Annotated in this window: 21 protein-coding genes and 3 tRNA genes; 13 read left to right on the top strand and 11 right to left on the bottom strand. The window is 68.4% G+C overall.

Annotated features, from left to right (window positions below):
* The first annotated feature begins 172 nt into the window (after positions 1-172).
* From AABN02_RS14220 to AABN02_RS14205, 4 genes are read left to right on the top strand one after another with little or no spacing between them, the layout of a single operon-like run.
* Positions 173-1519: a hypothetical protein gene (locus AABN02_RS14220; protein WP_338415585.1), complete on the top strand. Its 1347-nt coding sequence runs from the start codon at positions 173-175 to the stop codon at positions 1517-1519.
* Between the two features lie 21 nt (positions 1520-1540).
* Positions 1541-2887 (top strand): hypothetical protein, encoded by a 1347-nt coding sequence (locus AABN02_RS14215; RefSeq protein WP_338415584.1) that lies wholly within the window; start codon positions 1541-1543, stop codon positions 2885-2887.
* A 46-nt stretch (positions 2888-2933) separates the two neighbouring features.
* A complete protein-coding gene (nadA, locus tag AABN02_RS14210) occupies positions 2934-4046 on the top strand; it encodes a quinolinate synthase NadA (protein ID WP_338415583.1) in 1113 nt (370 codons plus the stop codon).
* Positions 4047-4081: 35 nt separating this feature from the next.
* A complete protein-coding gene (locus tag AABN02_RS14205) occupies positions 4082-4366 on the top strand; it encodes a late competence development ComFB family protein (protein ID WP_179635667.1) in 285 nt (94 codons plus the stop codon).
* Positions 4367-4390: 24 nt separating this feature from the next.
* Here the strand turns inward: AABN02_RS14205 and nadB are convergent, their stop codons facing one another.
* Positions 4391-6043 (bottom strand): L-aspartate oxidase, encoded by a 1653-nt coding sequence (gene nadB / locus AABN02_RS14200; protein WP_338415582.1) that lies wholly within the window; start codon positions 6041-6043, stop codon positions 4391-4393.
* A gap of 117 nt (positions 6044-6160) precedes the next feature.
* Between nadB and AABN02_RS14195 the strand changes: the two genes are divergently transcribed.
* Complete coding sequence (locus AABN02_RS14195; RefSeq protein WP_338415581.1) at positions 6161-7348, top strand: hypothetical protein; 1188 nt, start codon at positions 6161-6163, stop codon at positions 7346-7348.
* A 25-nt stretch (positions 7349-7373) separates the two neighbouring features.
* Here the strand turns inward: AABN02_RS14195 and clpB are convergent, their stop codons facing one another.
* Positions 7374-9977 (bottom strand): ATP-dependent chaperone ClpB, encoded by a 2604-nt coding sequence (gene clpB / locus AABN02_RS14190; RefSeq protein ID WP_338415580.1) that lies wholly within the window; start codon positions 9975-9977, stop codon positions 7374-7376.
* Between the two features lie 221 nt (positions 9978-10198).
* Between clpB and AABN02_RS14185 the strand changes: the two genes are divergently transcribed.
* The 3 genes from AABN02_RS14185 to AABN02_RS14175 all read left to right on the top strand — a co-directional run bounded on the left by AABN02_RS14185 (position 10199) and on the right by AABN02_RS14175 (position 14610).
* Entirely contained in the window at positions 10199-10825 is a 627-nt protein-coding gene (locus AABN02_RS14185; RefSeq protein WP_338415579.1) for a YfiR family protein, read from the top strand.
* Entirely contained in the window at positions 10822-13623 is a 2802-nt protein-coding gene (locus AABN02_RS14180) for a response regulator (protein ID WP_338415578.1), read from the top strand. Before AABN02_RS14185 ends, AABN02_RS14180 begins: the two co-directional genes overlap by 4 nt.
* A gap of 90 nt (positions 13624-13713) precedes the next feature.
* Entirely contained in the window at positions 13714-14610 is an 897-nt protein-coding gene (locus tag AABN02_RS14175; RefSeq protein ID WP_338415577.1) for a hypothetical protein, read from the top strand.
* A 7-nt stretch (positions 14611-14617) separates the two neighbouring features.
* Here AABN02_RS14175 and AABN02_RS14170 read toward each other — a convergent pair whose 3' ends face one another.
* The 9 genes from AABN02_RS14170 to AABN02_RS14130 all read right to left on the bottom strand — a co-directional run bounded on the left by AABN02_RS14170 (position 14618) and on the right by AABN02_RS14130 (position 19647).
* Complete coding sequence (locus AABN02_RS14170; protein ID WP_338415576.1) at positions 14618-14761, bottom strand: hypothetical protein; 144 nt, start codon at positions 14759-14761, stop codon at positions 14618-14620.
* 141 nt (positions 14762-14902) lie between these two features.
* Positions 14903-14978, bottom strand: a tRNA-Lys gene (locus AABN02_RS14165).
* A 34-nt stretch (positions 14979-15012) separates the two neighbouring features.
* Positions 15013-15088, bottom strand: a tRNA-Lys gene (locus AABN02_RS14160).
* A 55-nt stretch (positions 15089-15143) separates the two neighbouring features.
* Positions 15144-15219 (bottom strand) — tRNA-Lys (locus tag AABN02_RS14155).
* Between the two features lie 92 nt (positions 15220-15311).
* Positions 15312-16091, bottom strand: coding sequence for a tRNA threonylcarbamoyladenosine dehydratase (locus AABN02_RS14150; protein ID WP_338415575.1), 780 nt, complete (start codon positions 16089-16091; stop codon positions 15312-15314).
* Positions 16092-16100: 9 nt separating this feature from the next.
* Entirely contained in the window at positions 16101-16940 is an 840-nt protein-coding gene (gene ybgF, locus AABN02_RS14145) for a tol-pal system protein YbgF (protein ID WP_338415574.1), read from the bottom strand.
* A 1-nt stretch (position 16941) separates the two neighbouring features.
* Positions 16942-17514 (bottom strand): peptidoglycan-associated lipoprotein Pal, encoded by a 573-nt coding sequence (pal, locus tag AABN02_RS14140; protein WP_338415573.1) that lies wholly within the window; start codon positions 17512-17514, stop codon positions 16942-16944.
* A gap of 76 nt (positions 17515-17590) precedes the next feature.
* Positions 17591-18817, bottom strand: coding sequence for a Tol-Pal system beta propeller repeat protein TolB (gene tolB, locus AABN02_RS14135; RefSeq protein WP_338415616.1), 1227 nt, complete (start codon positions 18815-18817; stop codon positions 17591-17593).
* 53 nt (positions 18818-18870) lie between these two features.
* The gene (locus AABN02_RS14130; RefSeq protein WP_338415572.1) at positions 18871-19647 is read right to left on the bottom strand and encodes a glycosyltransferase family 2 protein; all 777 of its coding nucleotides are present in this window, start codon (positions 19645-19647) and stop codon (positions 18871-18873) included.
* Between the two features lie 152 nt (positions 19648-19799).
* Between AABN02_RS14130 and msbA the strand changes: the two genes are divergently transcribed.
* From msbA to AABN02_RS14105, 5 genes are read left to right on the top strand one after another with little or no spacing between them, the layout of a single operon-like run.
* On the top strand, positions 19800-21530 hold the full coding sequence (gene msbA, locus AABN02_RS14125) for a lipid A export permease/ATP-binding protein MsbA (RefSeq protein WP_338415571.1): 1731 nt from the start codon (positions 19800-19802) through the stop codon (positions 21528-21530).
* A gap of 52 nt (positions 21531-21582) precedes the next feature.
* Positions 21583-22173, top strand: a complete 591-nt coding sequence (locus AABN02_RS14120; RefSeq protein WP_338415570.1) for a peroxidase-related enzyme — start codon at positions 21583-21585, stop codon at positions 22171-22173.
* A complete protein-coding gene (locus tag AABN02_RS14115) occupies positions 22170-23054 on the top strand; it encodes a glycosyltransferase (RefSeq protein ID WP_338415569.1) in 885 nt (294 codons plus the stop codon). Before AABN02_RS14120 ends, AABN02_RS14115 begins: the two co-directional genes overlap by 4 nt.
* Before the next feature lie 29 nt (positions 23055-23083).
* A complete protein-coding gene (locus AABN02_RS14110) occupies positions 23084-23902 on the top strand; it encodes a glycosyltransferase family 2 protein (protein WP_338415568.1) in 819 nt (272 codons plus the stop codon).
* Positions 23895-24569, top strand: coding sequence for a methyltransferase domain-containing protein (locus AABN02_RS14105; RefSeq protein WP_338415567.1), 675 nt, complete (start codon positions 23895-23897; stop codon positions 24567-24569). Before AABN02_RS14110 ends, AABN02_RS14105 begins: the two co-directional genes overlap by 8 nt.
* Positions 24570-24581 lie beyond the last annotated feature (12 nt).

Genomic DNA, 24581 nt, shown 5'->3' with positions numbered 1-24581 from the left:
TTTCTTCGAAACAATCAGAAAATCCCGCATTTCCAGATTTCAGATTAGTCAATGACCCTGATGACGGAATGCGCCTATTCCATGCAGTTTCCCTCAAACTCAGCCCGCAGCCAGCTTCAGCGACTAAAGTAGCGATGCTCCCACCCCTTTCCCCGGACTGCTCCGTCACGCGATGAACATGCTCAAGAGCCTCTTCGGCGATCTGACCCCCATTCGGGAGACCCTGTCCCGCGCGGGCGGCAAGGACGCGTCCGCCGATGTCGAGATGCCCGAGTTCGCCTCCACCGCCGTGATGGCCGACGAGAACGAACAGGCCGAAGCGGCGGTGGAAACCGACGCGCGCCACCACGACGACCTGCTGGTCAGCGGCTCGCCCGGGCAGGCCATGCGCGCCCATTTCGCCGGCAGCCGCAGGGACACCTTCGTCCGCCAGAAGCTCATCACGATGTGCGACCCCTCGCACATGTGGGCCGCCTCGGTCATCCGCGCGCTGGCCGATGCCAGCGGCCAGCCGATCGAGCGGCTGAGCCTGCGCGACCAGGCCAGCCTGAACCTGCTGGCGACCATCGAACGCACCACCCTGCCCCGGCGCACCGACGACACGCTGAAGATCTACCACGCCGACATCCAGGCCGAAGGGGGCGACGCGGCCGAGGTGCAGATGGCGCTGATGGAGCGCTCGGACCTGTCGGTGGTGATCATCGGCCCGATGGCGCCCTCCGCGATCGACGACATGCTGGCCGATCTGCACAGCGCCACGCTGAGCCTGCACTGGCAGTGCCGCAACCTGCTGTTCATGCTGCCGGTCGGTGCCAACTGGATGGTGCAGAAGATCGAGCGCATGGACTGGCCGGCGCAGGTCCGCATCGAGACGATGTGCGAGCCGCTGACCAGCGCCAGCGCGGTGTGGAACCGCATGCTGGCCTACTGGCAGCGCCTGCGGTCGGAACAGGTTGCTGCGCCTGCCGCACCGGTGGTGCCGGCCGCACCCGCGCCCGGCAGCGCGCCGATGCCGCTGTCGGAAGCCGGCAACCCCCACCCGGCCATGCCGCCCGCGCGCCAGGCGACGCTGTTCGTCGCCCCACCCGAGACCCCGGACGCAGACCACGCCGCAGAGGCCCCGGCAGCAGACTCCGGCCGTGCCCCCGTGAACCCGCGGCGTGCGCTCGCCGTGCTGGACGAACTCACGGTGCTGGACGGCCTGATCTTCGTCGCGCTGGTCGAGGGCAGCACCGGACTCGTCAAGGCCAGCCCCGCGCGCGGCCCCGACATCGACCGCGCCGCACTGGCCGCCGCCGAAATCTGGAAAACCCACCGCCGCACGCTGCGCCAGTTGGGACATTCCCGTCCCGGCGACCCGCTGGAAGAAATACTGGTCACGGCGGGAAGCCGATACCATATTCTCCGAACGCTGCGCGCCCATCCGGACCTGTTCATCCTGGCCGTGCTGGACAAGCTGCGCAGCAATCTGGCGATGACGCGCTACCGCATCATGGAGGCACAGCAGGTGCTGATGTGAAACGTCACAACCCTCGACACCATGCTCAGCCTGAAATTCAAGCGCACTGCCCCTTCGACCGACACGGCCCCGCCCAAGGAAGACCCCCGGAGTGCTGCCTGGGCCGGCCCCAGCAGCCTGCCCGCCGATCCACCCACCACCGTTCCGGTCAGCACCCGCGAACTGCGCACCCGGGCTGAAACGCCGAGCGCACCGCCCGTGCAGACGCTGTTCTCGCGCGATTCGGTGCAGCCGCAGCAGACGGTGGCCGTGTGGGACCCCTCCGGCAGCTGGCCGGGCTTCTCGATCGCCCAGCTCGCCCTGGCCGCCCACGGCCGCATCAGCGAGATCTCGCTGATGCAGGAACAGGGCACGGAGCCAGTGGCACTGTTGCGCAGCACCGTGCTGCCGACGCCGTCCGGCCAGGCCCTCGGCGTGATCGAGGTCGAAGCCTCCTTCGCCGACAACCGCAGCCTCAGCGTCGCGCTGACGCTGCTGGAGCAGGCGGACCGGGCCGTGATCCTCGCCGGCGCCAACGGGGACAAGGACCTGATCCGGCGCATCAACGACTTCGTGCGGGCGGACGCCTGGCGCGGCGCCTCGCTGCTGCTGGTGTCGCCCGCGGACAAGCCCAGCCGCGCCGACCGCCTGCGCCGCGCCACCTGGCCGCGCGGCATGAAGATGCACGTGCTGGAGCTGTTCTCGGTGAACGACCCGGGCTGGTCGCAGCAGCTGATCTCGCTGGTGACCGGCTTTGCCAGCGGCGAGCCGACCGTGCCCGGCACCTTCGACGACGGTCCGGCTGAAGAAACGGTGTCCCGGTCGGATCCGGTGCCGGCACCAGCCGCAGCCGCAGCACCGACCGTGGCCGCGCCGGCGAAGGCAGCGCCCGCGCCGTCGCCCACGGCCGCCCCAGCCCGACCGGCTGCCCCCCAACCCGTCAAGGCCTCGGCGCCAGTCAACCCGCCGCCCCCGGCCGTCTCGCCTGCATTGGCGCCGCTGGTGGTGTCCTCGGCAGTGCCGGACGTGTCCGCGACCGTGATGAACCACGTGCTGCGTGTGCTGTCGATGGGCGTGGGCGTGACGGCGTGTGCCATCGTGGCGGTCGAGGATGCACGCCTGCTGAGCGTGCAGGCCCTGACCGAAGACCAGATGGCCCTGCTCGAAGGCGCGGCGCGGACCGGCAGCGCACTCTGGCGGGCCCACCGGGCGCTCGGCGCCGGGCAGCCGCTGCTGGAGCTGTCCTGGGGCAGTCCGACCCACCACCATCTGGCGCTGCCCGTGCCGCGCCAGCCGGGTCTGCTGATCCTTGCCTGCGTCGAGCGCGAGTTCGGCGATCTGGGGGCGGCGCGCTGGCAGATCGCCGTCGCACGCAACCAGTGGATCTGAACACCCGAGAATCCGTCTCCCTGATCCGCTGCATTACGATCCCGCCATGACCGACGTTCAATTCGACTACACCCAGCAGGACGCCTCCGGCCAGAGCTGCACCGCGCACGCCTGGGCCAAGGTACCCGCTCCGCTCACCCCCAGCCAGCGCACGGCCCTGAAGGACCGCGCCCGCGACCTGCTGAAGCAGCACAACGCGGTGCTCGTCGCCCACTACTACGTGGACGGCGACCTGCAGGATCTGGCGATGGAGACTGGCGGCTGCGTCAGCGACTCGCTGGAGATGGCCCGCTTCGGCCGTGACCACGCGGCGCAGACCCTCATCGTTGCCGGCGTGCGCTTCATGGGCGAAAGCGCCAAGATCCTGTCGCCGCAGAAACGCGTGCTGATGCCGGACCTGGACGCCACCTGCTCGCTCGACCTGGGCTGCCCGCCGGACCAGTTCGCCGCCTTCTGCGACGCCCACCCGGACCGCACCGTCGTCGTCTACGCCAACACCAGCGCCGCCGTGAAGGCCCGCGCCGACTGGATGGTGACGAGTTCCTGCGCCGAGGCCATCGTTCGCCACCTGCACGAACAGGGCAAGAAGATCCTCTGGGCCCCGGACCGCCACCTGGGCAGCTACGTGCAGCGCCAGACCGGCGCCGACATGCTGATGTGGCAGGGCGACTGCATCGTGCACAACGAGTTCAAGGGCGTCGAGCTGGAGCTGCTGCGCCAGGAGCACCCGCAGGCGAAGGTCCTCGTCCACCCCGAGTCGCCGAAGAGCGTGGTCGATCAGGCCGACGTGGTCGGCTCGACGGCGCAGCTGCTCAGGGCCGTGATGACGCTGGACGCGCCCGAGTTCATCGTCGCCACCGACAACGGCATGTTCCACCGCATGCGCCAGTCGGCTCCGACCAAGCTGCTGATCGAAGCGCCCACCGCGGGCAACAGCGCCACCTGCAAGAGCTGCGCGCACTGCCCGTGGATGGCGATGAACGCGCTGCAGGGCGTGATCGACTGTCTGGAGCGCGGCACGGGCGAAGTGCAGGTCGACGAGCCGGTCCGCACCCAGGCCCTCGGCTGCATCGACCGCATGCTGGACTTCGTCAAGGCCAACCCGGCCGCGATCAGCCAGCCCTCGCGGGGCCTCGTGCCGAACATCGGCGCGGCCTGAGTCAAGTTGCGGATGCGCATGCCGACATCCTCGGCATGAGCATCGATTTCACTTCCGTCCACAACCACTACGAACGGCCGGTGTTCGACACGGTGGTTCGTCTGGCCCCCGGCTACCCTTACCTCGATGCGGAGGCGCTGCCCGATGTGGCCTGCGTCGCGCTCAACCGGCTGGGGGCGCGCTACATCCGCCACTCGGTCGATCTGACCTTCTACCTGACGGAGAAGGAACGCTTGGCGATGGACGAGACCATCAGCGACGCCGTCACCTTCGCCTTCGAGTTCGTGCAGGCCCGCATGGCGATGCGGGCCCGCCGCTGAGCGGCAGCGTTCCGAGCAGGTGGATCAGCCGCACAGCCCGGTCGGCGGCGGTCCACCGGCCAGCCGGCGACCGGATTTCGCCACCCCGCGCTGGCTGCGCGCCGGGCGCACCAGCACCGTCGGAAAGCTCACCGGCAGCGTGGTCGGGAAATCGCGGCTGTAGTGCAGCCCGCGGCTTTCGTGGCGCATCAAGGCAGAGCGCACGATCAGGTCCGCGCACTCCACCAGATTGCGCAGCTCCAGCAGATCCCGGTTGACGCGGAAATTGGCGTAGTAGTCGTCGATCTCGTCGCGCAGCAGCTGGATGCGGTGCAGCGCCCGCTCCAGGCGCTTCGTGGTGCGCACGATGCCGACGTAGTTCCACATCAGCAGCCGCAGCTCGTCCCAGTTGTGCGAGATCACGACCTGCTCGTCGGCGTTTTCGACCTGGCTTTCGTCCCACAGCGGCAGGGCCGGGTGCTCCGACTCCACCGCCGTCATGATCGACTCGGCGCAGCTGCGGCCCAGCACCACACACTCCAGCAGCGAGTTGCTGGCGAGCCGGTTGGCGCCGTGCAGACCGGTGTAGGTCGTTTCGCCCACCGCGTAGAGCCCCGGCAGGTCGGTCTGGCCGTGCAGGTCGGTGACGACGCCGCCGCAGGTGTAGTGCGCCGCCGGCACGACCGGGATCGGCTGCTGGGCGATGTCGATGCCGAGCTTCAGGCAGCGGGCGTGGATGGTCGGGAAGTGTTCCTTCAGGAAGGTCTCGCCCAGGTGGGTCGCATCCAGCCAGACGTGGTCCACGCCGAGGCGCTTCATCTCGAAGTCGATGGCGCGGGCCACCACGTCGCGCGGCGCGAGTTCGGCGCGCTCGTCGTGCGCCAGCATGAAGCGGGTGCCGTCCGGCAGACGCAGGAAGGCGCCCTCGCCGCGCAGCGCTTCGGTGATGAGGAAGCTGCGGTCCTGCGGGTGGTAGAGGCAGGTCGGGTGGAACTGGATGAACTCCATGTTGCCCACCCGGCAGCCGGCGCGCCAGGCCATCGCGATGCCGTCGCCGGTGGCGGTGTCGGGGTTGCTGGTGTAGCGGTAGACCTTGCCGACGCCGCCGCTGGCCAGCACGACCGCGCTGGTGGCGATGGTCTCGATGCGCTGGCTCTCGATGTCGAGCACGTAGACGCCGTAGCAGCGCGGCGCGGCGTCCAGCCGCAGGTGGCGCGGGGTGATGACGTCCACCGCCATCGCCTGCTCGCGCAGCTCGATGTTCGGGTGGCGCTTCACCTCGGCGAGCAGGGCCTGGTGGATGGCGTAGCCGGTGGCGTCGGCCGCGTGCGCGATGCGGCGCACGGCGTGGCCCCCCTCGCGCGTCAGGTGCAGGCCGAGCGGGCCGTCCGGATCGGGCGAAAACGCCACCCCCTGGTCGACCAGCCAGCCCACCGCATCCGCGCTGCGCTCGGCGATGAAGCGGGCGGTGTGTTCGTCCACCAGTCCGGCGCCGGCTTCCTGCGTGTCGCGCACATGGCTGTCGATGCTGTCGTCGCGGCCGAGCACGCCGACGATGCCGCCCTGGGCCCAGGCGGTGGCCGCCTCGCCGAGTTGCCGCTTGGCCAGCACGATGACCCGCCGCTCGGCCGCGAGGTGCAGCGCCACGGTCAAGCCAGCCAGTCCGGCCCCCACGATCACGACAGGCAAAGTTTCCATTTCAGGTTCCGAGAGCGGTGAGGTAGGGGACACGGTAGACGACATGCCGGCGCACGATGTGAAATCAAGATGCGGATGATAGGATGCCCGCGCCCTTTTCGTTCTGGAGACCACGGCATGCACCCACCCGCCGACGGATCCGACCCCGCTGTCGACGCCCCAGCCACCCAGATCCAGCGCAGCTTCGACGACCGATTGGACAACGCTGTCGACATCGGCCGGCCGGTTGGCAACCACACCCGCGAGCTGTTCGTGTCCTGCGAACCCGGCGAGGCGCTGCAGCAGCAATTCGAGTATCTGCGCCCGAGCTACATCGCGCTGCACGATGTCGCCAGCCGCGGCGCGCGCCGCCTGCTGCACGCCATCGCGTCCGCGGCGGGCCGGCCGGTGGAGCGCCTCAGCATCCGCCGCCAGAGCTACGGCACGGTGCTCGCCAGCATCGACTACGTCGACTGTCCGGCCAGCCGTGGCCAACTGGTGCGGCTCTACAGCACCGACGTCGAGGCCGACACCGTGACCCGCACCGCCATCGCCCGCGTGCTGGGCGCGCAGGCGACGATGGCCGTCATCCTGATCGGCGATGTGCCGCCGCACGCGCTGAGCGACGCGCTCCAGCCTTTGCGCGACGCGATGTTCCGCCCGGACTGGCAGTGCGCCCACCTGCAGTTCATGCCGCTGGCCGCCACCAGCCACGCGGCGCTGGCCGGGCTCGTCGCCGCACTGGGTCCCGGCAGCGGCGTGGTCTGCCAGATCGCGCCGCGGGTCAGCCGCCCGGCCGAGGCCTGGACCTTCCTGAGCGAGTCGTGGAACCGGGTGCAGACCGCCCTGCATCCGGACGGGAGCGGGCCGCTGCTCAGCGTGCTGGCCGCCGGCCGGGACACGATGCAGGCCATGCCCGATCTGGCCACCACGCCGGCCACGCTGGCGTCCAGAACGCAGCCGATCGAGCGCTTCGTGCTCGAAGCGCATGCGCTGCCGGGTGTGCAGAGTGCGTGCGTGTTCGATGTCGCCACCAGCCGCGTGATCGCCCACGCCGGCGCGGCCTTCCAGCCCAGTGACCTGGCACGCCGCGGCTCGCTGCTGCTGGCCGCCGGCACCAGCACCCGCCGGCAGCTGCACCTCGTCGGGCAGGCCGACGAGGTGCTGGTGATGGGGGGCAACGAGGCGCTCGGGGTGCGGGCGCTGCAGTCCCAGCCGGGACTGGCGCTGCACATCGTCTACGGCCCTTCGCTGACCAGCTGGACCCAGCTGCGCCCGCGCCTGATGGCGATGGACGCCGCGTTGCCGAGGGCGCCGGTGCTCTGAACACCGGGCCCGCGGCACCGGTGCTTCAGTGCACCGTGCGGCCGAAGGTGAATTCGCCCGCCGCGTTGATCCCGACCGGGATCACGTCGCGCGGTGCGAAGCGCCCTTCCAGGATCAGCCGCGCCACCGGGTTCTCGATGCGCTGCTGGATCGCCCGCTTCAGCGGCCGCGCCCCGAACACCGGGTCGAAGCCGACCTTGGCGATTTCCTTCAGCGCCTCGGGCGTGACCTCCAGCACCATCTCCATCTTCGCCAGACGCCCCTCCAGCCCCTTGAGCTGGATCGCGGCGATGGACTCGATGTTCTTCTGGTCCAGCGCGTGGAACACGACGGTCTCGTCGATCCGGTTCAGGAACTCGGGCCGGAAATGCGCCTTCACCTCGCCCCAGACCGCCTCGCGGATGTCCTCGGTGGGCTGACCGGCCATGGCCATGATCAGGTGCGAGCCGAGGTTGCTGGTCATCACGATCACGGTGTTCTTGAAGTCGATCGTGCGGCCCTGCCCGTCCGTCAGGCGGCCATCGTCCAGCACCTGCAGCAGCACGTTGAACACGTCCGGGTGCGCCTTCTCCACCTCGTCGAGCAGCACGACGCTGTAGGGCTTGCGCCGCACGGCTTCCGTCAGCGTGCCGCCCTCGTCATAGCCCACGTAGCCCGGAGGCGCGCCGATCAGCCGGCTCACCGAGTGCTTCTCCATGAACTCGCTCATGTCGATGCGGATCATGTGGTCTTCGCTGTCGAACAGGAAACCCGCCAGCGCCTTGCACAGCTCGGTCTTGCCCACGCCCGTGGGGCCGAGGAACAGGAACGAGCCCAGCGGCCGGTTCGGATCGGACAGCCCGGCGCGTGAACGGCGGATCGCGTTCGACACGGCGGTGATCGCCTCGTCCTGGCCGACCACGCGCTGGTGCAGCTTGTTCTCCATCTGCAGCAGCTTGTCGCGCTCGCCCTGCATCAGCTTGGACACCGGGATGCCGGTGGCGCGGCTGACGACCTCGGCGATTTCTTCCGCGCCGACCATCGTGCGCAGCAGCTGCGGGCCGCCCTTGCCATCCTTGCCGGCGCGGGTCTTGGATTCTTCCTTGGCCTGCGCTTCGTTCAGGCGCTTCTCCAGCTCGGGCAGCTTGCCGTACTGCAACTCGGCCACGCGGTTGAAGTCGCCCTTGCGCTTCCATTCCTCGATCTGGTGCTTGATGCGGTCGATCTCTTCCTTGACGTGGGCCGAGCCCTGCGCCGTAGCCTTCTCCGCTTTCCAGATCTCTTCCAGATCAGCGTACTCGCGCTCGAGCTTGGCGATCTCTTCCTCGATCAGGCCCATGCGCTTGATGGACGCTTCGTCCTTCTCCTTGCGCACCGCCTCGCGCTCGATCTTGAGCTGGATGATGCGGCGGTCGAGCTTGTCCATCACCTCCGGCTTGGAGTCGATCTCGATCTTGATCTTGGCCGCCGCCTCGTCGATCAGGTCAATGGCCTTGTCGGGCAGGAAGCGGTCGGTGATGTAGCGGTGCGAGAGTTCGGCCGCGGCGACGATGGCCGGGTCGGTGATCTCCACGCCGTGGTGGACCTCGTACTTCTCCTGCAGCCCGCGCAGGATGGCGATGGTGGCCTCCACGGTCGGCTCGGCGACCAGCACCTTCTGGAAGCGGCGTTCCAGCGCGGCGTCCTTCTCGACGTACTTGCGGTACTCGTCCAGCGTGGTCGCGCCGATGCAGTGCAGCTCGCCGCGGGCCAACGCCGGCTTGAGCATGTTGCCGGCGTCCATCGCGCCCTCGGCCTTGCCGGCGCCCACCATCGTGTGCAGTTCGTCGATGAACAGGATGATGCGGCCCTCGTCCTGCGCCACTTCCTTCAGCACCGACTTCAGGCGCTCCTCGAACTCGCCGCGATACTTGGCCCCGGCCAGCAGCCCGGCCATGTCGAGCACCAGCACGCGCTTGTTCTTGAGCGACTCGGGCACCTCGCCATTGACGATGCGCTGCGCCAGCCCTTCGACGATGGCGGTCTTGCCCACGCCCGGCTCGCCGATCAGCACCGGGTTGTTCTTGGTGCGGCGCTGCAGGACCTGGATGGCGCGGCGGATCTCGTCGTCGCGGCCGATCACCGGGTCGAGCTTGCCCTGGCGGGCGCGTTCGGTCAGGTCGAGCGTGTACTTCTTCAGGGCCTCGCGCTGGCCTTCGGCATCGGCGGAGTCGACCGCCTGGCCGCCCCGCACGGCGTCCACCGCCGCCTCCAGCGCCTTGCGCGTCAGGCCGGCGCTGCGCACCGCCTGGGCGAAATCGGATTTCGATTCGGCCAGCGCCAGCAGCACCATTTCGGTGGCGATGTACTGGTCGCCGCGCTTGGTGGATTCCTTCTCGGCCGTCTGCAGCAGGGCCACCAGTTCGCGGCTCGGCTGCAACTCGCCGCCGCCCACCATGGCGATGCGCGTCAGGCTGGATTCGACTGCGTCGTCCAGCGCCTTCAGGTTCACGCCTGCACGCTGCAGCAGCGAGCGGGGGCCGTCTTCCTGTTGCAGCAGCGCCTTGAGCAGGTGGACGGGTTCGATGTAGGGGTGGTCCGCCGCGAGGGCCAGGCTCTGGGCGTCGCCGAGCGCCTGTTGCAGCAGGGTGGTGAGTTTGTCGAGTCGCATGGGGTGTTCCTCCGGTTGAAGAGGATCTGGGGCGGTGAACCCACATTTCAAGGTCCGCCAGCACGGAGTCCCTTGATGAAGATCAGATCGATGGTCCGCGGGCGGACGACTCGGGCCGGGAAACGGGCGGTCAACCGCAAGCTGATCGGCGGAGTGCGCCCGGCCGCCCCTGAGGAAGATCGCGGCCACTGGGTCGATCTGACCGGCTGGGAGTTTTTGCCGTGCACCAAACAAGCTGTTCCTCCACCGCAGTCCTGTTCGGCATCTCGGCGCTGGCCACCACGCCAGCCTGGGCCGCACAGGATCTGGAGGTGAGCGCGATGTCCATCGAGGACCTCATGAACGTCGAGGTCACCACCGTGTCCCGCAAGGCGCAGCGGCTGACCGACACGGCCGCCGCCGCCTTCGTGGTCACCGCCGAAGACCGCACCACGCTGGACATCGATGTCCAGAACCGCTTCGCGCTGACCTCTCGACAGGATCTGGTCTGGGGCCTGGGCTACCGGCACGGTGCCGATTCGATCAGCAGCCAGTCGCTGTCGACCATCCTCCCTGCCAAACAGACCCAGACGCTTTTCAGCGCCTTCGTCCACGACGAGTTCACCGTGGTTCCGGACCGCTGGCGCATCGCCGCTGTCATCCCCGCCGATCCGGCCGGCGGCAGCCCCGCGTTTTCCTCGGAGTCCGTGCTGAGCTGCGAGCTGGGTTACCGCGGGATGATCGGCCTCGGCTCGACCGGCGGCCGGGTCACGTTCGAGATCAACAACGAGGCCGCGCAGGCATCCGCGCTGAAAATCAGCTCGCAGCTGCTGCGGCTGGCCACCTCCGTTCGAGGGCGCACGCCATGAATGCACGCCAGTCCCGCTCGATCGGGCGACGCCTCGGACTGCTGATGGCAGCGAGCACCGGCACGGCCCTGCTGCTGTCCTACGCCGCCTCGGCGTACAGCCAGATCGACCAGTACCAGCGCGACACCCACGCGCAACTGAGCACCCTGGCCGACGTCACCGCGAGCAACAGCGCCGCGGCCCTGGCCTTCGGCGACACCAAGACGGCCAGCGAGACCCTCTCGGCGCTGCACGTGAAGGCCAACATCACCGACGCGCAGATCGTGGCCGGCGACGGCCGGGTGCTGGCCCGCTACACCCGCGCAGACGCGCCCGGTCAGACCTTCGGCCTGATCAACACCCTGGGCCTGAACCGGACCATGGTGCTGCAGCGGCCCATCGTGACGGACGCGGAAGCGATCGGCCAGGTGGAACTCCACGCCGACCTCAGCGAGATGTGGGCGGCCATCGCCCACCAGCTGGCGCAGACGGCCGGCATCTCGCTGCTGGCCTTCGGCGCGTCACTGGTCGTGGCCCGCTGGGCCCGCAAGGACGTGGTGGAGCCAATCGAGCATCTGGCCGCCGCCACGCACCGCATCACGCGCGACCAGGACTACACCGTGCGCGTGGATGGCGGCCGCCAGGACGAGATCGGCACCCTGATCGACGGCTTCAACGAGATGCTGGACCAGATCCGGCAGCGCGAGCTGGCACTGTCCGCCCACCGCGACCACCTGGAACAGGAAGTGGACACGCGCACGGCCGAGTTGCGCATCGCCAAGGAAGCCGCCGAGGCCGCGAGCCAGGCCAAGTCGCAGTTCCTGGCCAACATGAGCCACGAGATCCGCACGCCCATGAATGGCGTGCTGGGCATGATCGAGCTGCTGCTGGAAACTGGCGTCAACCCGACCCAGCAGCGCCTGGCCCAGACCGCGCAGCAGTCCGGCGAATCCCTGCTCGGCATCATCAACGACATCCTCGACTTCTCGAAGATCGAGGCCGGCCGGATGGAGCTGGAGATCCTGCCGTTCAACCTGCGGGCGATGGTCGAGGAAGTGGCCACGCTGCTGGCAGGACGCGCCCACCGCAAGGGGCTGGAGCTGGCCTGCGGGGTGGAGCCGTCGCTGCCGTTGGCCTTCAAGGGCGACGTGGGCCGCATCCGGCAGGTCCTGACCAATCTGGTGGCCAATGCCATCAAGTTCACCCACGAGGGCGAGGTGGTCATCGAGGTGCTGGGCGTGTACAGGGGCCTGGACCGGCCGCACCTGCGCTTCGAGGTGCGCGACACCGGCATCGGCATCGGTGCCACGCAGCAGCAGCGCCTGTTCCAGTCCTTCACGCAGGCCGACGGCTCGATGGCACGCCAGTACGGTGGCACCGGCCTGGGGCTGGCCATTTCCCGGCAGCTCACCGACCTGATGGACGGCCGCATCGGCGTGACCAGCCGCGAGGGCCTGGGCTCGACCTTCTGGTTCGAACTGCCGCTGCAGGACACCCCCTCGCTGGCACCCGTGCCCCATCCGGACGTGCTGGGCCGCAAGATCCTGATCGTCGAGGACAACCCGACGAACCGCACTCTGCTGGAGCACCAGGTCGAGTCCATGGGCATGCGCCGGGCCAGTGCAGGCGACGCGCTCGAAGCCCTGATGCTCCTGAGGGACGCCCAGGCGCACGAGGCCCCCTACGATCTGGCGCTCATCGACATGAAGATGCCCGGTCTCAGCGGGCTGGAACTGGCCCGCGTGGTGCGCGGGGATGCCGAGCTGAAGTCGCTGCCGATGGTGATGCTGACCTCGATGACCTCGTCCAACGAGTTGCAGTCCGCCAAGGACGCGGGCTTCCACGCGACGCTGGACAAGCCGGTGCGGCAGGCGGATCTGCTGGCGGCCATCCGGTCGGCGCTCGGTGCCGATGGCCGTTTCCGCCAGAGGCCGGCACGCACCGGCCATACCGACGAGACCGGCACCGGGGCCTGGGCCGGTCCGCTCGGCGCGCATGTGCTGCTGGCGGAAGACAACCCCATCAACCAGCAGGTCGCCGTGGCGATGCTGCAGGGAATGGGCTGCACGGTGACGCTGGCCCACAACGGGCGCGAGGCCGTCGTGCGGGCCCAGACCGAACCGTTCGACCTGGTCCTGATGGACTGCCAGATGCCGGAGATCGACGGCTTCGAGGCCACCCGCCGCATCCGGGCCGGGGAAGCCGGGGAAGGCAATGCCACGCCAACCCCCATCCTCGCGCTGACCGCCAACGCCCTGCACGGCGACCGGGAGCGCTGCCTGGAGGCAGGCATGTCCGACTACCTGAGCAAGCCCTTCTCGGGCGTCAGCTTGCGGGCCATGCTGCAGAAATGGCTGCCCTCGCCCAAGGCTGCCGCCGCCCAGCCTCCGGCCACGGGAACGGAGCCGTTGCCACCCGGAGCAACCGGGATCACCGCTGCGTCGGACCATGCCCCCACCTTCGATCAGCGGGCGCTGGAAGACGTCCGCGCGCTGGACGAGGACGGCAGCCTGCTGGAGAGCCTGTTGCAGCTGTTCTACGACGACGGCGGCAAACTGCTTCAAGCCATGCGGCAAGCGCATGCACAGGGCGATGTGCCGGGCCTGATCTTCTCGGCGCACAAGCTGGCGTCCAGCAGCGCCACGGTGGGCGCCCGGCGCTTTTCCCTGCAGACCCGGGCCATCGAGAACGCATCCCGGATCAACGGGCAGCTGTGTGACACCCCGACACTCCAGCGCCTGATGGAGGAATTCGAGCTGGCCACCGACGCGCTCGAACGGAACACGGGCATCCCGCGGCAGGCGAAGTCCGCGGTCTGACCCCACCAGCGCAGGGTTGCCCCCACAATCAGGCTCTCAGCGACCGGTTGCCCGGCGACTTGTCCCGGTCCGGCACGCGAAGGAGTTGTGGTGTCGCCCGTGGCAAACCCGTTCATCAGAGCCACCTTGGCTGCGCTGGCCTTCAGCATGGTCGGCCTGGGCGCCGCCCGGGCGCAAGACGCTGCCGCGCTGCGCAGCGCGCACACCAGCCTGCGCGCACGGCTGGCGTCCAGCCCCTTCCAGCGGCCGCTGGTGCTGGAGTCCAGCCTGTCCTCGGGCGACCTGAAAGGCGAGGTCTATGCGGTCATCGAACAGCCGTTCGGCGTGGTCTCCCCGGCACTGCAAGCCGCTGGTCACTGGTGCGATCTGCTGATCCTCCACCTCAATGTCAAGCAATGCCGGACCGCCGGCGAGCCTCCAGGGCAGACCGTGAGCCTGTCCGTGGGCCGCAAGTTCGACCAGCCCCTGAGCGAGGCCTATCTGGTCCGGTTCGCCTACCGCGCCCCGGCCACCAGCAACGACTACCTGCGCGTGCAGATGGCGGCCGACACCGGTCCGCTGGGCACCAGCGACTACCGGCTCGCGCTGGAAGCCGTGCCGCTGGACACCAAGAGCACCTTCCTCCACCTGTCCTACGCCTACTCGTACGGAACGGCGGCACTCATGGCGATGGAGGTTTACCTGGCGTCCATGGGCCGCGACAAGGTCGGTTTCAGCGTGACCGGCAAGGGCAGCGATGGCCGGCCGGTCTACATCCGTGGCGTGCGCGGCGTGGTCGAGCGCAACACCATGCGCTACTACCTCGCGATCGAGAGTTACCTCGGGACCCTGTCACTGCCGCCCGCCGAACAGGAAGAAAAGCGCCTGCGCGACTGGTTTGCCGCCACCGAGCGACACGCCCTGCAACTCCATGAACTGGAGCGCAGCGAGTATCTCGCCATGAAACATCTCGAACTGCAGCGCCAGCACGCCAGTGAGCCGCGCTGAGCGGATATCAACGGGATTCCGCGCGGACGTCGGCGCAGGTGGCCTCCAGCAACGGCAAGGCGTGCCGCCAGCGCAACAGGCCGTGCACCGCGGCGCGCAGCACGAGGCTGTGCAGCATCACCCGCGCGGTCTTCCGTACGGTGGTCGTCATCTCGTGCCTCCTTGGGTGTCGTTTGATTTTGTAACAATTTGACACCTTCACGATGAAGCGGCCCTGAGCCAGCACACCCGGGATTGCGCCAATGAAAAAGGGACCTAGCTTGCGCTAGGTCCCTTTTCGAACCAGAGATTCTGGTGGGCCCTGAGTGACTCGAACACTCGACCTACGGATTAAGAGTCCGCTGCTCTACCAACTGAGCTAAGAGCCCGCAATCTTGAATGCGGTGGTGTGACAGTATCTGGTGGTGGGTCCTGAGTGACTCGAACACTCGACCTACGGATTAAGAGTCCGCTGCTCTACCAACTGAGCTAAGAACCCCACTTGCTCGACGAAAATTTCGTCAAGACCGATACTATAACACGTTTTTGGCGCTTGGTGGGTCGTGCGGGACTCGAACCTGCGACCTACGGATTAAAAGTCCGCTGCTCTACCAACTGAGCTAACGACCCGCCGCCCCGTCTCTTTGCTCCGCGTCGTCGTTACCGATTCTGCATTGCTTGGAGCCGAGCCATAGATTCTAAACCAACACCCACCAGTCTCGTCAAGACCCCCGGACGAGTTCCATCGCCTGTGCAGCAGCGGCCATGCCGAAACTGGCCGTGACCATCACGCTGGAACCATACCCGTGGCAATTCAGGCTGCCGTCGACGGCACAGGCATCCTCCTGCGGCGGCAGACGAACCTCCTCCCGCGAAAATACGCAGCGCACGCCAATGCGCCCCGTGCGCGGAGCACCGTCCTTGCGCAGTTGCTGGCGCAGGCGTGCCAGCAAGGGATCATGGGTGACCTCGGCGAGATCCGCCGCCTCGATGCGTTCCGGCTTCGACTTGCCCCCTGCTGCCCCGGCCATGACCAGTGCCCGCCCCGTGGCAATCGACCAGCGCGCCATCGCGAACTTGGCAGCATTCTGGTCGCAGGCATCGATCACGACGTCCACCTCGATCGGCAGCAGCGCCGGCCAGTTGGCAGGCTCGACGAACTCTTCCACGGCATGCACAGCGCAGCCGGGATGGATGTCCGCCACCCGCTCGCGCAGCGCCAGCACCTTGGCGGCCCCCACGGTAGCCCCCACCGCCTGGACCTGGCGGTTGATGTTGGACTCGGCCACCTGGTCCAGGTCAATCAGCACCAGCGCCGCCACCCCGCAACGCGCCAGCGCCTCCACCGCCCAGGAGCCCACGCCCCCCACGCCCACCACCGCCACCCGCGCCGCGCGCACCCGGCGGTAGCCCTCGTCACCCCAGAGGCGACGCAGGCCACCGAAGCGGCGTTCCAGATCGGCGTCCAGCGCCGGCAGTTCCAACTCGATCGTCGTCGTCATGCAGGACGTTCACTTGATCTGCTTGATGCGTTCACGCCCGGCCTGCGCGGCCTCGGACTGCGGGTAGTTGGCGATCAGCTCTTCCAGCGTCTTGCGCGCGCCCTTCTGGTCCTTGAGTTCGATCTGGCAATTGGCCAGCGCCAGCAAGGCTTCCGATGCGCGGGGATGGTCCGGTGTCGTGGAGACCAGCGTCCGGAAAATGTTCATCGCCTCCTTGACCTCGCCCTTGCCGTAGAGCGCATTGCCGAGCCAGTACTGGACATGGCCGTTGTAGGCGCTCGACGGGAAGCGCTTCTGGAACGCGGCCAGTGCCGTCGCCGCATTGGCGAACTCGCCCTTGCGCAGGATGCCGATGGCCTCGTCGTAGGCCTTCTTCTCGGGCGCGTCGACGACGGCGTCCTTGCCATCGAGCGACACGCGCTGCGGCTCCAGCCGGCGGATGCGGTCGTCCAGGGTCGTCATCGCGTCCTTGTACTTGCGCTGCAGATCGGCCAGCTCGCGGGCGAGGTCCTTGTTGGCCTGTGCCAGCGTTTCGTCCGCGCCACGCAGCTTGGCGATCTCCGTGCGCAGGGTCTCCATCTGCGCGTTGAGATCGAGCAGGCTGCGCTTGAGCACACCGAGCTGCTCGGTCTGATCCGCGATCTGGGCCGCCAGGGTCTTGCGCTCGGTTGCATCGAGTTCCGCCTGCCGCTGCGACTGCTCGAACCGGGTGCGCAGATCGACGACGGCCTTGCGGGCTTCCTCGTCATCGAACAGCCCGGCGCTGGCCGTGACCGGCCAGAGTGCGGACAGGGCCACCACGGCGGCAGCGGCCAGTGCGGACAGTGTCAGGGGCGGAGCGCGGCGCATCTCAACGGTCCTTCAGTTCAGCACGGCGGTTCTTGGCCCACGCGGCTTCATTGCTGCCGGCGACCGCCGGTTTTTCCTTGCCGAAGCTCACGGCTTCGAGCTGCGCGTCCGACACGCCCAGCAGCGTCAGCGACTTCAGCACCGCCTCGGCGCGGCGCTGGCCCAGCGCGAGGTTGTACTCGTGGCCCCCGCGCTCGTCGGTGTGTCCCTCGATCAGGACGCGGCGCTTGCGCTCCGCGCTCAGGCGACGCGCGTTGCTCTCCACCACGCCGCGGAACTCGTCCTTGACGACGTAGCTGTCGAAATCGAAGTACACGACACGGCCGCCAGCGTTTGCGGCCGCGTCATTGCGGGTGACGTCGACCGGGGTGACGGTGGATTGCGCAGCCTGGCCGGCGGTGGCACCGGCATTGGCGTTCGGAGCGACCGTGGGCGCCGTGCCCGCACCGGCCAGGCGGTTTTCAACCGGAGCCGGCGGCTCGACACGGGTGTTCGACGCACAGCCGGTCAGGACCAGCACGGCGGCACCGAAGGCCGCCAGCCACACGCTGCGGCTGTTGAGGATTGGGCTCATGAATACGCTCCAGAAAGATGGGATCGAACAGAAAGACAGGAAGACAAACGACAAGACGCCAGACGGGCACCCGGGGTCAGCGGCTGAACGGCCCCCAGACCGGCTCTCTCACGTCCGCCTGGGGCGGGCTGAGGCGGGCCTTGATGAGTCCGTCGAGCGTGGTGGTCATCAGCAGATCACGTCCGCCAGCGCGGCTGGCGTAGATGATGAGCCGACTGTTGGGCGCGAAGCTCGGGCTTTCGTCGTCGTTGGTGTCCGTGAGTGCGGTGACAGTTCCCGAGTTGAGGTCCATCAACTGCAGGCGGAACTGGTTTCCACCGTTGCGGTTGATGTAGGCCATGTAGCGGCCATCGGGACTGAGGGCGGGACTGATGTTGTAGTTGCCGCCGAAGGTGACCCGTTCGGCGTTGCCGCCGGACGCACCCATGCGGTAGACCTGCGGGCCGCCGCCGCGGTCGCTGACAAAGTAGATCGACTTGCCGTCGGATGACCAGGCCGCCTCGGTGTCGATGCCCGGCGCCGTGGTAAGTCGGCGCAGGTTGTCGCCCTGCCGGCTCATCGCGTAGATCTCGGAGTTGCCGTCCTTGGTCAGCGTCACAGCCAGTTGCGACCCGTCCGGCGAGAAGGCCGGTGCGCTGTTGGAGCCACGGAACTCGGCCACCGTGCGCCGGCGGCCGTTGAGCACGTCCTGCACATAGACCACCGGCTTGCCGGTCTCGAAGGAGACGTAGGCCAGCTCGTTCCCCTCCGGCGACCAGGCCGGCGAGATGATCGGCTGCGCACTGCCCAGCGCGGAGCGGGAGCCCTCACCGTCCGCGTCGGCCACGAAGAGCGTGTAGCGGCCAGCGCCCTTGGAGACGTAGGCGATGCGGGTCGAGAAGATGCCGCGCTCGCCGGTGAGCTTCTGGTAGATGTCGTCGGCGATGCGGTGGGCAGCCAGCCGCAGGTCTTCCTTGGGCACGGCCAGCGACTGCGCGATCAGCTCGGTGCCCTTGACCACGTCCCACAGCCGGTAGCGCAGGTCGTAGCGGCCGTCGGCCAGCCGGGTGACCGTGCCGGCGGCCAGCGCGTCGGCATTGCGGCTGCGCCATTCGGTGAAGACCGGGCGCGTGTTCTCGTCGAGGTTGTCGGGCGCGGGCACCAGCTTGAACAGGCCGCTGCGCTCCAGGTCCGCCCGCACGATCTGCGACACCGGGTGCAGCGCCTTGTCCTCGTCCCGGAAGCGGGCGATGGCAACGGGCACCTGGGCGGTGCCGATGCCGGAGATCTCGACCCGGAACTGCGCGGCGGCCGGGAAGGCCATCGCCACGGCGGCACACCCACCCAGACCGCGCTGCAGGAACAGGCGCCGGTCCATCAACGCTTCAAATCGTTGCATTCAAGCCACATTTTCAAGTAACGGTAGTAAGAAGTCTCGGCATTGTGGACCGCGAGTATGAACCCCATGCGTCCGTCAAGAAACCCTCGTTTCAGAACGTAGGTCCGCACGAAAGCCCAGAAGCCGTGCCCGAGGGCGCTGCCGAGGCCACCGCGGCGACCGCGTGCGTAGAGGTCGGCGGCGCGTCCGCTGGAGTAGCGGTTCATCTTGTCGTTGGCGACCGTCAGGGTCGGCATGCTCTCGTGGAGCAGGTGTCCCGGCAGCGACCGCGTCGGCAGGTCACACAGGAGCCGCTCGTGCACGAGGTCGTCGCTGAAACGCGCCGCACCGCGCGGAAACAGCCGCAGCACCGGATCCGGAGACCAGCCGCTGTGGCGCATCCACTGTCCGCAGAACGAGGACAGCCGCGACAGCGTGTGACTGCAACCCGGTGCGCCCGGCGCCTCGACCGCGGCCCGCACCTGCGCAGCCAGCGTGTCGTCCAGCCATTCGTCGGCGTCCAGACTCAGCACCCAGTCGCCGCGGGCCAGCGCCAGCGCGCGGTTCTTCTGCGCGCCGAATCCGGGCCAGTCGCTCGTGCGGCTCACCCGGGCGCCCAGCGCTTCGGCCAGTTCGGGCGTCCCGTCGGTGCTGCCGCTGTCCACGACGATGCATTCGTCGGCAAACGACACCGACTCCAGGCAGCGCCGCAGCCGCAGCACTTCGTTGCGTGTGATGACGATCACTGACAAACGCGGCGCGGTGGTCAGGCTCATGTCGGCCGTGAAAGGAATCGGTTCAAGGATGCAGTGCCGCGCGGGACAGCCAGGACAGTCGGGACGCGCAGATTGTAGGCAACAACCCGCCTGCGCTGATAATCGCGCCTCCGCGGCGACCCCGCTCTTCAGAATCGCCTTCGCCCGCTCCGATGAAAGCCCTGCTCCAGCGTCTGCGCCGCATCTGGCCGTATTTCTCCCCGAGCCGCACTGGTTTCATCGTCTCCGCGGTCTGCACCGTGATCGTCGCCACCACCGAGCCGATGGTGCCCAGCCTGATGCAGCACCTGCTCGACTCAGGCTTCAAGCAGGGCTCGGGCGGCATTCCGCTGTGGCAAGTGCCCGTGGCGATCATCGGCCTGTTCGCGATTCGCGGGGCGGCGGGCTATGTGGGCCAGTACACCCTCGCCTGGGTCGCCTACCGCGGCACGCAGGCCATGCGCGAGGCGCTGTTCCGCCGCCTGATGGACGCCCACCCGCAGCTCTACGCCAGCCACTCCACCAGCACGCTGACCAACATCGTCGCGCACGAGGTGCAGTCCGGCGCGCTGCAGCTCTCCACCTCGGGCCTGACGCTGCTGCGCGACCTGCTGACGCTGGCGGCGCTGCTGGGCTACCTGCTGTGGATGAACTGGCAGCTCACGCTGTTCGTGGCGGTGCTGTTCCCGGCGGTGGCCTTCGTGATGCGCACGCTCAGCCGCCGCCTGCACCGCCTGACGCTGCAGGGCCAGCAGGCCACGGACGAACTCGCCTACACGGTGGAAGAGAACGTCCAGGCCTGGCGCGTGGTCCGCATGCACGGCGCGCAGCAGCACCAGACCGCGCGCTTCCTGTCGATGAGCGAGGACATGCGCCGCATCGCGATGAAGTCGGTCGCCGCCGCGGCCACGATGACGCCGCTGACCCAGGTGCTCTCGGCCATCGCGCTGTCGGCCGTGATCGTCACCGCGCTGTGGCAGAGCGGGCAGGACGGCCAGACCGTCGGCGGCTTCGTCGGCTTCGTGATGGCGATGCTGATGCTGATCGCGCCGATCAAGCGCCTGTCGGAAGTCGCGGTGCCCATCACGCGCGGCCTTGCGTCGCTGGAGCGCGGCATGGCCATGATCGACGAGGCCCCGGTCGAGCGCGATGGCCCCTTCGATCCGGGCCGCGCCCTCGGCGACATCACCTTCGAGCACGTCGCCGTGACCTATGGCGAGCAGAACACGCCGGCCTTGCAGGACATCGACCTGCACATCCCCGCCGGCCAGGTGGTCGCGCTGGTCGGGCCTTCGGGCGCTGGCAAGACCACGCTGATCAACCTGCTCGCCCGCTTCGTCGAGCCCACCGCCGGCACCATCTCCATCGACAACACGCCGCTGGCCGACTGGCGCGTCACCGCGCTGCGCCAGCAGTTCGCGCTGGTGAGCCAGGACGTCGTGCTGTTCAACGACAGCGTGGCCGCCAATGTGGCGCTCGGCCAGACCGTGGACCGCGCCCGCGTTGAAGCCGCGCTGCGCGCCGCCAACCTGCACGACTTCGCCACCGCGCTGCCCGAAGGCATCGACACCGGCATCGGCCACAACGGCCAGCGCCTGTCCGGCGGCCAGCGCCAGCGGCTGGCCATCGCGCGGGCGATCTACAAGGACGCGCCGATCCTGATCCTCGACGAGGCCACCTCGGCGCTGGACTCGGAATCCGAGCGTCTGGTGCAGTCGGCGCTGGAGCGGCTGATGGTCGGGCGCACGGCCATCGTCATCGCGCACCGGCTGTCCACCATCGAACGCGCCAACCGCGTCGTCGTGCTGGAAGGCGGGCGCATCGTCGAGCAAGGCACCCGGGCGGAACTGCTCGCGCAGGGTGGCCTGTTCGCCCGGCTGCACGCCCTTCAGTTCCAGACCTGAGATCCGCTGCTTTCAGCCCTGACAATCACGGGATCGACCGGAGACCGCTTTCATGACGACCGCACCCATCAGCCGCTACCCTGTGCCCGACCTGAACACGCTGCCCGAGGACCTGCGCACCCGCATCCTCGGCGTGCAGGAAAAGGCCGGTTTCGTGCCGAACGTCTTCCTGGCGCTGGCGCACCGGCCGGACGAATGCCGCGCCTTCTTCGACTACCACGACGCGCTGATGCTGCGCCCGTCCGGGCTGACGAAGGGCGAGAAGGAGATGGTCGTCGTGGCCACCTCGGGCGCCAACGGCTGCCTCTACTGCGTGGTCGCGCATGGCGCCATCCTGCGCATCTACGAGAAGAACCCGCTGATCGCCGACCAAGTCGCGGTCAACCACCGCAAGGCCGATCTGAGCCCGCGTCAGAAGGCCATGCTCGACTTCGCGCTCAAGGTCTGCCTGGACTCGGCCGCCATCGGCGAGGACGACTACGCGGCGTTGCACGCGCACGGTTTCAGCGACGAGGACATCTGGGACATCGGCGGCATCACGGCCTTCTTCGGCTTGTCCAACCGCATGGCCAACCTGATCGGCATGCGGCCCAATGACGAGTTCTTCCTGATGGGCCGCCAGCCCCGCCCGCCGCGCGCATGAGTTCCGATCCGCGTGCCGTCATCAGCGGCTTCACCTTCCTGCGCAATGGGGTGAAGCTGGGCTTTCCCTTCGAGGCCTCGATCCGCTCGATCCTGCCGCTGGTGGACGAGTTCGTCATCGCGCTCGGTGCGGGCGAGGACGACACGGTCGCGCGCATCCACGCGCTCGCCGCCACCGAGCCGAAGCTCCGCATCCTCGACACGCAGTGGAACGAGCGCATGGCCGAGCGCGGCTTCGTCTATGCGCAGCAGAAGATGATCGCGCAGTACGCCTGCACCGGCGACTGGGCTTTCTATCTGGAGGGTGACGAGGTGCTGCACGAGGGTGAGCTGGCCGCGATCCGCGCGTCGGTCGACCGCCACCATGGCAACTCGGAGGTTGAGGCGCTGGTGTTCGACTACCTGCATTTCTACGGCTCGCCGCAGTGGCTGGCCGTGAGCCCGGCCTGGTACCGGCGCGAATGCCGGCTGATCCGCAACACGATCCGCTCCTATGCGCCGGACGGCCAGTTCTGGGTCGTGATGGACCGACACCGCCAAGGCCGCCACCCGAAAGCCGCGCTCGCCAACGCCCACATCTACCACTACGGCCACGTCCGCCGGCTCGACTACATGCAGGCCAAGATGGACCAGGTCAGCAAGTACTGGTCGCACCAGCCGCCCAAGATGCGCTACTCGATCGACCCGCAGGCGCTGCGCCCGTTCGACGGCACCCACCCGGCGTGCATGGCCAATTGGCTGGCCCACGACGCCGAACCCGCCTTCACGCCCGACCCGAACCACCCGCTCACCCGCCGCGAGCGCAAGCACCGCCACGCGATGCGGCTGGAGCGCTGGTTCGGCTGGGACCTGAGCCACAAGCACTACACGCTCGTGACCTGAGCCGCGCCGAGGAAGGACACGCACCCACCATGACCCGCCGTTACACCATCGTCATCCCGGTGCTCAACCAGCTGCGCTACACCGCGATGTGCATCGACAGCCTGCGCGCCCAGGGCGTCGCACCCGGCGACATCCTCGTCATCGACAACGCCAGCACCGACGAGACCCCGCAGTGGCTGGCCCAGCACCCCGAACTGGCGCAGCAGCGCAACCGCGTCAACCTCGGCTGCGGCGGCGCGTGGACGCAGGGCGCACTGCTGGCCGGAGACGCCGAGTGGGTCGTGCTGCTCAACAACGACGTGCTGGCCGGACCGCGGGCGATTGAAGCGATGCTCGACGCGGCGGAACAGCACGGTCTGAAGGTCGTCAGCCCCGCCTTGCTCGAAGGCGAAGAAGACTACGGTTACGCGCAGTTCGCCCCGGAATACCTCGTGAAGATGGCGGGTACGGTGCGCCGCGGCTGGTTCCACGGCGTGTGCTTCGCGGTGCACCGCAGCGTGTTCGAAGCCATCGGCTTCCCCGACACGGACCGCAAGCTGGGCGGACACGAGGACCTGGAATACCTCGTGCGCTGCACCCGCGCCGGCATCCCGGTCGGCGCGGTGGGTGACGCGGTGTTCCACCACTTCGGCTCGATCACGCAGAAAGCGCTCAAGAAGGAAACCGGGGCCAAGGCGCTGGGCGACCGGCACTACTTCTACAGTCGCCTCGGCATGGGCTGGCTGGCGCGCAAGCGCTTCAAGCTGCAGCGTGAGCGCCAGCGTGATCGCTGGTCGGCCGAGGAGATGAAGCGCACGGGGCACAGTCTGCACATGCTGCGCGAGAACGGAGCCTGGAAACATGTCTGATCACGTACCGCAACGGCACCTGGACCTCGGTTGCGGCACCTGCCCGCGCAATCCCTACGACCGCCGCCACCTGTGCGGGACCGACATCCGCCCCTGGGACTCGGCCACCGCCCTGCCCGCTGCGGACTTCGACTACCGGGTGGCCAACTTGGTGCTGGACCCGATCCCCTGGCCGGACAACAGCTTCGAGTCCGTTTCCGCCTTCGATTTTCTGGAGCATGTGCCCCGGCTGATGATGAAGCCGGACGGGTCGGGTACGCGATTTCCCTTCGTGGAGCTGATGGACGAGGTCTGGCGCGTGCTGGCACCCGGCGGGCGGCTCTACGCGGTGACCCCCGCCTATCCGAGCCCGGAAGCTTTCCAGGATCCGACCCACGTCAACATCATCACCGAGCGCACGCACGAGTATTTCTGCGGGCCACAGGCGCTGGGCCGGATGTACGGCTTCCGCGGCCATTTCCGACCTGTCCGGGTGCTGCGGGTCAACCCCGGCGAGCACACGACCCACCGCGCCGACGCCCCCGCCACCACGCCCGCCCCATCCCTGCCGCGCCGCCTGGCGCACGGGCTGCGGGATGTCGTCCGGCGCCTGCGGGGCCGCAGCCCGCCGCCGCCCGGCTGGCTGCTGTGGGAACTCGAAGCAGTGAAACCCTACAACACCCCTTGAGCTTGAACCTTC

It is taken from the genome of uncultured Sphaerotilus sp. (genome assembly GCF_963924895.1).
GTDB lineage: Bacteria > Pseudomonadota > Gammaproteobacteria > Burkholderiales > Burkholderiaceae_C > Sphaerotilus.
The sequence above is the reverse complement of the archived record's forward strand: the minus strand, read 5'-3'. Positions and strand labels throughout refer to the sequence as shown.